This is a genomic window from Streptomyces sp. WM6372 (assembly GCF_001279655.1).
Taxonomy (GTDB): domain Bacteria; phylum Actinomycetota; class Actinomycetes; order Streptomycetales; family Streptomycetaceae; genus Streptomyces.
Genome location: NZ_LGDB01000035.1, coordinates 1 through 7,745, shown reverse-complemented (window position 1 = coordinate 7,745; position 7,745 = coordinate 1). Strand labels below are relative to the sequence as shown.

Annotated in this window: 7 protein-coding genes; 1 reads left to right on the top strand and 6 read right to left on the bottom strand. The window is 71.1% G+C overall.

The genetic code is table 11. From position 1 onward, the window contains the following. Positions 1-126: 126 nt before the first annotated feature. The gene (locus tag ADK52_RS05080; RefSeq protein WP_053688577.1) at positions 127-681 is read left to right on the top strand and encodes a GNAT family N-acetyltransferase; all 555 of its coding nucleotides are present in this window, start codon (positions 127-129) and stop codon (positions 679-681) included. A gap of 9 nt (positions 682-690) precedes the next feature. On the opposite strand, the gene ADK52_RS05075 is transcribed toward ADK52_RS05080, so the two are convergent. The 6 genes from ADK52_RS05075 to ADK52_RS05050 form a co-directional block, all read right to left on the bottom strand. Next, on the bottom strand, positions 691-1,158 hold the full coding sequence (locus ADK52_RS05075) for a hypothetical protein (RefSeq protein WP_234343436.1): 468 nt from the start codon (positions 1,156-1,158) through the stop codon (positions 691-693). A 40-nt stretch (positions 1,159-1,198) separates the two neighbouring features. Beyond that, positions 1,199-2,809, bottom strand: a complete 1,611-nt coding sequence (locus ADK52_RS05070) for a hypothetical protein (RefSeq protein ID WP_053688576.1) — start codon at positions 2,807-2,809, stop codon at positions 1,199-1,201. Next, positions 2,810-4,228: an ATP-binding protein gene (locus tag ADK52_RS05065; RefSeq protein WP_030157141.1), complete on the bottom strand. Its 1,419-nt coding sequence runs from the start codon at positions 4,226-4,228 to the stop codon at positions 2,810-2,812. A 19-nt stretch (positions 4,229-4,247) separates the two neighbouring features. After that, positions 4,248-5,810, bottom strand: coding sequence for an SCO6880 family protein (locus tag ADK52_RS05060; RefSeq protein WP_053688575.1), 1,563 nt, complete (start codon positions 5,808-5,810; stop codon positions 4,248-4,250). Beyond that, on the bottom strand, positions 5,807-7,138 hold the full coding sequence (locus ADK52_RS05055) for a hypothetical protein (RefSeq protein WP_078987972.1): 1,332 nt from the start codon (positions 7,136-7,138) through the stop codon (positions 5,807-5,809). The genes ADK52_RS05060 and ADK52_RS05055 overlap by 4 nt, the downstream gene beginning before the upstream one ends. After that, a partial coding sequence (locus ADK52_RS05050; RefSeq protein ID WP_053688574.1) for a hypothetical protein occupies positions 7,128-7,745 on the bottom strand: 618 nt, incomplete at its 5' end. The genes ADK52_RS05055 and ADK52_RS05050, both read right to left, overlap by 11 nt.

The following is a 7,745-nucleotide window of genomic DNA, read 5'->3' as shown; positions in this document are numbered from 1 at the left end:
GCAGGGGGGACCCTGTGGGAGAGTAGGACGCCGCCGAACAATCATTGTAGAAAGCCCCGTACCGGGTATCCGGTACGGGGCTTTTCTGCGTTTACGGCCCTGCCGGCCTGTGATTGGATCCGGGGCATGAGTGAGTATGTGATGCGTGCGGTGCGGGCGGACGAGTGGGAGAAGGTCAAGGAGCTGCGGATCACCGCGCTCAAGGACCCGGCAGCGCCGGTCGCCTTCCTGGAGACCTTGGACCAGGCCGAGTCCAGGACCGACGAATTCTGGCAGGACCGGGCGAGCGGGGCTTCGCACGGGCGGCATGCACGGCAGTTCGTGGCCGAGGCACCGGACGGGCAGTGGGTCGGGTCCGTGACCGTGCTCGTCGAGGAGGGCGGGACCACCGACTTCTTCGAGCGCGCCGTCGAGCGGACCCAAGGGCACCTGGTGGGTGTGTTCGTGAGCCCCGAGCAGCGGGGTACCGGGCTGACCGAGGGGCTCTTCGCGGCCGCGCTGGACTGGGCCTGGTCGCTGGAGGGGCCGGCGCTGGAGCGCGTACGGCTCTTCGTGCACGAGGAGAACGCGCGGGCCGCGGCCTTCTATCGGCGCTTCGGGTTCCGGGCGACCGGCGAGGTCCTGCCGGTGCCGGCTGATCCGACGGCCAAGGAGTTCGAGTACGTGTTGCCACGCCCGTAGGGAGCGCGTCTAGCCGTACGGGTTGAGCGCCCGGAAGCGGACGGTTTCGCTGCGACGGTCGAACCACAGCCTCGTGGAGAAGCCGCTGCCGTCGCGGTCGAGCTCTTGGGACCGGATCCACTGCGGGTTCTTCGGCCCCTCGCCCTTGAGGGGCTTCTCGAACCACGAGGAGAACTCGGTGGCCGAATCGTCGGGGACGAAGGCATGAGCCGCCGTCAGCTCGGCGAGTTTCCCCGCTGCCAACCGGGCGAAGCCCGAGATCGCCACCTCCGGCGACGGCACGCCGCTCCGGTCGTTGTCCTGGCTGCTCACCCACTGGGCGTGGGTGAGCGGGCCCAGCGGCGGGAACGCCTCCTCCAGCGGTGCGGCGTCGGTGTGCCAGTCCCCCTCGCCCCCGTCCGTCACCCGACGCAGGGCCCACCAGGCGGGCAGGACCGCCAGCCCCGCCCCCATCCCGATCAGCTTCCGTCGCTCCACCGCGATCCCCCTCGTGATCGAACGCAACAGGAGACGCATCCTAGTGCTGGAGCGCGGCTGCCTCCGGCCAGCGGGCACGGGCCTGTTCACGGCTGCGGCACAGGGCGAGCAGGGGGAGGGACCCCTCCTGGAGGAGCTCGGGGAGCTGGGGGATCGGGGCGACGGCCGCGACGTCCTCCAGGACCAGCGCGAGTGGTGGGTCGAGCCGGCCGTGGGATGACCGTGCGGCCATGCGGCGGCCGTGCTCGACCACGCTCGCGGCGAGTGCGGTGATCAGCGGCATCGCACCCGGGTGGGTACGGGGATCTTCCAGCGATTCGCCCACCAAGTAGAGGGTGCCCCCTTCGGCCACGAACGATGCGAGGGTCAGTGCATCTGTTCGGTTCGGGTTGCAGGCCTCGCGGATGTGGATCGACGTGAGGCAGGAGAGGGCACGGGCCGTCAGGTGCTGGGCCTGCTCGCGGCGTTCGGGGTGGGCGGTGAGCGCGCTCTCCAGCTCGCCGGCGGCGCCGGGTGCGGCCTGGGGGTGCGTACGGAGGATACGTACCGGGTCCTGGGCGCTGTTGCCCTGGGCCCAGCGGTGCAGCTGCTTGAACGGGCGGTCGTCGAGGGCCGCGGCTTGCAGCCAGCTGCGCAGGAGCGTTTCCGCCGTGTCGGCGATGGCCGCGTCCATGCGGGCCTGGGGGCGTACGGGGGCCAGCAGCGCGATCGCGCGGGCGGCGGCGGTCTCGCGGTCGGCGCAGGCGTCGGCCGGGTTCCAGTGCATGCGGGCCGGGGTGTCGCAGAGGTGGGAGGGGTCGTAGAGGAGGACCGGGCCGAGTTTGGCGCGGGCGTCCTTGGTCTCCGCCCAGAGGGCGGGGGAGGAGGTGACGACGAGGGCGGAGCCTTCGGCTGCCGCCAGGGCTTGGACGGCCAGGGGGTGGCGCTGGGCCGGGGGGCCGTAGGCCATGCCGCTGTTGCCGGTGGCGGTGCCGCCGCTGTTGCCGGGGGCCCTGCCCCCGAGCCCCGGCACCTCGAACGCCGGTGGGGCTGGATGTGCCGCCGGGGCTGGGATGGGCAGCGGGGTGAGGTGGTGCGGGTCAGGCAGGTGGTGCGGGTCGGTCGGGGTCGGGATCGTGGGCCCGTAGCTGCCGGGGGCCCTGCCCCCGGACCCTCCCCCTTGCTGTGCTGGGGGGACCCCCAGCGCTTCGAACGCCGGCGGGGCTGAATGGGCCGCCGCGGCCTGGATGGGCGGCGTGGATGCGTGGTGCGGCTCGGGCACGGGGTGCGGCTCGGCCGGGATGGGCGGCGGGGTCGGCTTGGTGCGGCGGGACTTCGTGCGGGCGATCACGCCCATCACGAAGATCGTCAGGACGAACAGGATCAGCAGTTGGCTGATGAAGAGGCCCCAGAACAGGCCCCAGCCCGACAGGGCCGAGGGGTCCGTGGCCGGCCAGGCTCCCGGGACGTCGTGCGGTTGAGCTATCAGGGCGCGGACCGCGCCGGGGGTGCGGGTGAACGTCACCGTGGACGGCCAGGCGCCCTTCGCGAAGAGCGCGGCAAGGCCCGTCGACGTCCAGACCAGGGCCGCCAGGCCCAGGAGGAACGCCAGGAGGGCGAGGAGGAGGGCGTCCGGGATGCCGCCCGGTTCTTTTCCCGTACGTTCGCGCATTTACGCCACCGTTGTCGCCGAGCCCGGGCCGCCGTTGCGGTGGCGTTCCATCAGGAGGGCTCTTTCCTCCGCCTCCAGTTCGGCTGCCAGCAGGTCGTCGGGGAGCTGGGGCCCGGACGAGGACTCCGTCATGGCGCGGTCCGTGTAGACCAGGGGGCGTTCCGCCTCCGTGATCAGGTGTTTGACCACCTGGACGTTGCCGTTGACGTCCCAGACCGCGATGCCGGGGGTGAGGGTGGGGATGATCTCCACCGCCCAGCGGGGGAGGCCCAGGACCCGGCCCGTCGCCCGGGCCTCGTCCGCCTTCTGGGCGTAGATCGTGCGGGTCGAGGCCATCTTGAGGATGGCCGCGGCCTCGCGGGCGGCCGCGCCGTCGACGACGTCCGAGAGGTGGTGGACGACGGCGACGAAGGACAGGCCGAGGCGGCGGCCGAACTTCAGGAGGCGCTGGAACAGCTGCGCCACGAAGGGGCTGTTGATGATGTGCCAGGCCTCTTCGACGAGGAAGATGCGCTTCTTGCGGTCCGGGCGGATCCAGGTGTGTTCGAGCCATACGCCCACGATCGCCATCAGGATCGGCATGGCGATCGAGTTGCGGTCGATGTGGGAGAGGTCGAAGACGATGAGGGGGGCGTCCAGGTCGATGCCCACCGTGGTGGGGCCGTCGAACATGCCGCGGAGGTCGCCGTCGACCAGGCGGTCGAGGACGAGCGCGACGTCGAGGCCCCAGGCGCGGACATCGTCTATGTCGACGTTCATGGCCTCCGCGGACTCGGCCTCCGGGTGGCGGAGCTGTTCCACGATGTCCGTGAGGACCGGCTGGCGGTCGCGGATCGTGTCGACGACGTAGGCGTGCGCGACCTTGAGCGCGAAGCCGGAGCGTTCGTCGAGGCCGTGGCCCATGGCGACTTCGATGATGGTCCGGAGCAGCGCGAGCTGGCCGGTCGTCGTGATCGCCGGGTCGAGGGGGTTGAGGCGGATCCCGTCGTCGTTGGCGGCGATGGGGTCCAGGCGGATGGGGGTTATCCCCAGCTGCTGGGCGATGAGGTTCCACTCGCCGACGCCGTCCTCGCCCTGGGCGTCGAGTACGACGACCTGGCGGTCCCGGAAGCGGAGCTGGCGCAGGACGTACGTCTTCTCCAGGGCGGACTTGCCGTTGCCGGACTCGCCGAGGACCAGCCAGTGCGGGGCCGGGAGCTGCTGGCCGTACAGCTGGAAGGGGTCGTAGATGTAGCCCTTGCCGCTGTAGACCTCGCGGCCGATGATGACGCCGGAGTCGCCGAGTCCGGGGGCGGCGGTGGGCAGGTAGACGGCCTGCGCCTGTCCGGTGGAGGTGCGTACGGGCAGGCGCGTGGTCTCGACCTTGCCGAACAGGAAGCTGGTGAAGGCGTCCGTCAGAGCGGACATGGGATCTCGCATGGGCGGCACTTCCCTCCAGCTAGCGTCGGATGCCGGTGGCGAACGGCAGGGTGTTGACGAAGGCGCGGTGGTGCTCGCGGTCGCACCATTCCAGCTTCAGGTAGGACTTGCCGGCGGAGGCGCGGATCGTCCGCTTGTCGCGGGCGAGGGCTTCGGGCGAACGCGAGGACACCGTGATGTACCCGACCAGGTTGACTCCTGCCGCACCGCTCGCGAGATCTTCACCCCTCTGGTCGAGCCGGCCGTGGGCGGCGATGTCGCGGGGGTCGACGGTGCGGTTCATCTTGGCGGCGCGGCTGGCGTCGGCCTCGTCGTTGGTCTTCTCGGTGAGCATGCGCTCGATGGCCACCTCGGTGGGCTCCAGATCCATGGTGACGGCGACGGTGCGGATCACGTCCGGGGTGTGGACGAGGAGGGGCGCGAGGAAGTTGACGCCGACCGGGGTCATCGGCCACTCCTTCACCCAGGCCGTGGCGTGGCACCAGGGGGCTCGGGTGGAGGACTCGCGGGTCTTGGCCTGGAGGTAGGTGGGCTCCACCGCGTCGAGTTCGGCCGGCCAGGCGTTGCGCTTGGTCATGGCCTGGATGTGGTCGATGGGGTGGTCCGGGTCGTACATGGAGTGGACGAGGGAGGCGAGGCGGCCTTGGCCGAGGGGCTGGCGGACGCGGATGTCGGCCTCGGCGAGGCGGGCGCAGATGTCGGTGAGCTCGCGGGCCATGACGATGGCGAGGCCGGCGTCGCGGTCGAGTTTGCGGCCCTTGTGGGGGGTGCCGGCGCGGGCGATGGTGTGGGCCTCGGCGGCGAGTTCGCGCGTGTAGTGCATGCAGGCGACGAGGTACGCGCGGTGCTGCTCGGAGGAGGTGGAGACCATCGACTGGAGCTGGTCGTAGGAGTCGCGTAGCCAGACGGGGGCTTTGGTGTCGCCGCGCTGGGCGACGTCCTTGGCGTGGGCGTCCGGGTCGGCGGGGAGCGTACGGGCGAGCATCTGGAGGCGGGTGACGAAGCCGTCGCCGTTGGCCACGTGCTTGAGGAGGGTGCCGAAGCGGTCGACGAGGGCTTCCTGGTCCTCGCTGTCGCGCAGGCCGACGCCGGGGCCCTCGATCTCGATGGCGGCGGTGACGGTTCTGCGGTCGGCGTGGAGGAGGACGGCGATCTCGTCGGGGCCGAAGGGGGCGGCGAGCCAGTTGATCCGGCCGATGCCGGGGGGCGGGCCGACCTCGACCTCGCGGCCGTCGGCGGCGCGGACGCCGGCCTCCATGGCGGAGGAGCGGTACGTGGTCCCGCGGCGCAGGGTGCGCTTGTAGCTGCGGTTGATCTCGAACCACTTGTAGAACGTGCGGCCCTTGTACGGGACGTACACGGCGGCGAGCGCGAGCATGGGGAAGCCGGCGAGGCTGACGATGCGCAGGGTGAGGTCGGGGACGAGCAGGCCGCTCATCATGCCGAGGAACGCGCCGACGATGATCAGGGCGATCTCGCCGCTCTCGCGGTTCTTGCCGACGATCGCGTTCGGCCGGGCCCGGCCGATGAGATACGTGCGGCGGGGCGCGATGGGGTGCAGCTGGTGTGACTGGGTCGTCAACGCCCGTCACCTCCTGTGTTCCTCGTACTCGAGCTCGTGCGGGGCGGGGGTGTGGCGGAGGGGATGGATCCGCCGCCGGCCCCGCCGCCGGAGGTGGGGCGGCTGCTGTGGGCGGCCACGCCTCCGGAGAGGGGGTTGGCGGGGCGGGGGGCGCTGGAGCCGCCGCCTTCGCCACCGCCGCGGTGGGCGCCGCGGCTGCTGTGCGTCTTGATGCCCTGGGATACGAGGGAGGCCGGGGAGCTGATGACGGCGGCGGCCTGGGCGCCGTCGGTGGCCTTGCTGCGGTTGGAGCGGGCGGAGGCGATCTCGTCGCCGAAGCCGGGGACGAAGCGGTAGATCATCGCGGAGGCGAAGATCGCCAGGAGGATGATCGCGAGGCCGGAGACGACGGCGGAGAAGGCGTTGGGGCCCTTCTCGCCGGCGAGGGCTCCGGCGAGGCCGAGGACGATGACGATGACCGGCTTCACGAGGATGACGGCGATCATGATGCCGGCCCAGCGGCGGACGTGGCCCCAGAGGTTGCGGTCGACGAGCCCGGCGTAGACGACGACGCCGAGGAGGGCGCCGACGTAGAGGAGGGCGGCCCGGATGAAGAGTTCGAGGAAGAGGACGCCGGCGGCGAGGATGGTGACGAGGGAGACGACGATCAGCATGATCGGGCCGCCGCCGATGGAGTCGCCCTTCTTGAGGGCCTCGATGAAGGAGCCGAAGAAGACGTCGGTCTGGCCGCCGCTCGCCGAGGCGATGACTTCTGTGACGCCGTCGGTGGCGGAGACGACGGTGTAGAGGATCAGGGGGGTGAAGGCGGAGGCGAGGACGGTGAGCCAGAGGAAGCCGACGGCTTCGGAGATGGCGGTGGTGAGGGGGACGCCGCGGATGGCGCGCTTGGCGACGGCGAAGAGCCAGAGCACGAGCGTGAGGATGGTGGAGGCGGCGAAGACGACGGCGTACTGCTTGAGGAAGGCGCCGTTGGTGAAGTCGACGTTGGCCGTGCCGTTGATCGCTTTGCTGAGCTCGGTGACGATCCAGGCGGCGGCGTCGGCGCAGCCCTTGGCCAGGGAGGCGAGGGGGTTGAGGGCATCGGCCGGGTCGCTGGGCGCCAGGCCTGTGCGGGGGGCGCCGGTGGCGCCGTCGCCTCGTTCGCAGTAGTCCTTGGCGGGGCCCACGATCAGGTCGCACCTGTTGTCGTTGGGCTGTGAGGCCGACGGGGACGGCGATGGCGACGCGGGTGGAGTGGGCGCGGCGAAGGCCCGGGCCGCCAGGAGCACGGCCGCCGTCTGTACAGCGGCCAGGGCTCCTGTGACGCGGAGGGCGCGGCTACCGGGCATAGGTGAACCCTCCGAACTCCGTTGCGGCCTTTGCGATCTCCTCGGCCGTCGAGGCCGTGCGGTCCGTGTGGACCGGGGCCGGGCCGTCCTTCTGGGCGAAGCTGTCGACCTTCCAGTCGTTCTCCGCCCAGCGGAGGGTCAGCGTCATCGTGAACCAGTCATTGCTGACCGGGTTGGTGGACCCGACGCCCGCGGTGCCGAACACGCCTGTGCACCACACCTCGACGGACGTGGTGGTGTCGGAGTACTTGGTCGTCTTGGTGCCGACGGGTACGGTCCGCGAGATGTACGTCAGGCCTTGCGCCGCATTTCCGTTGGCGTCCAGTCCGGCTTGGTCCAGGAAGGTCTTGCCGTATGCCTGATCGAGTCTGGTCTCCAGCTCGGACACCTTGTCCGCAACGAAGACCTGACGGACGATCTGGCGCCGCATCGGAGGCTTCAGGATGTCCGCGGATACAAGTGCGACCGCGTAGTTGGCGGCAGCCGACTGGGCTCCCTGCTCGTCGTGGGCGAAGCCCTTGGGGATGGCGCCGTTCTTGCCGTCGACCGGGCGGGTGCCTGTTGCGGCCGTGGAGGCCGGCGGCGGGGGGGTGTCCGACGTGGGGGT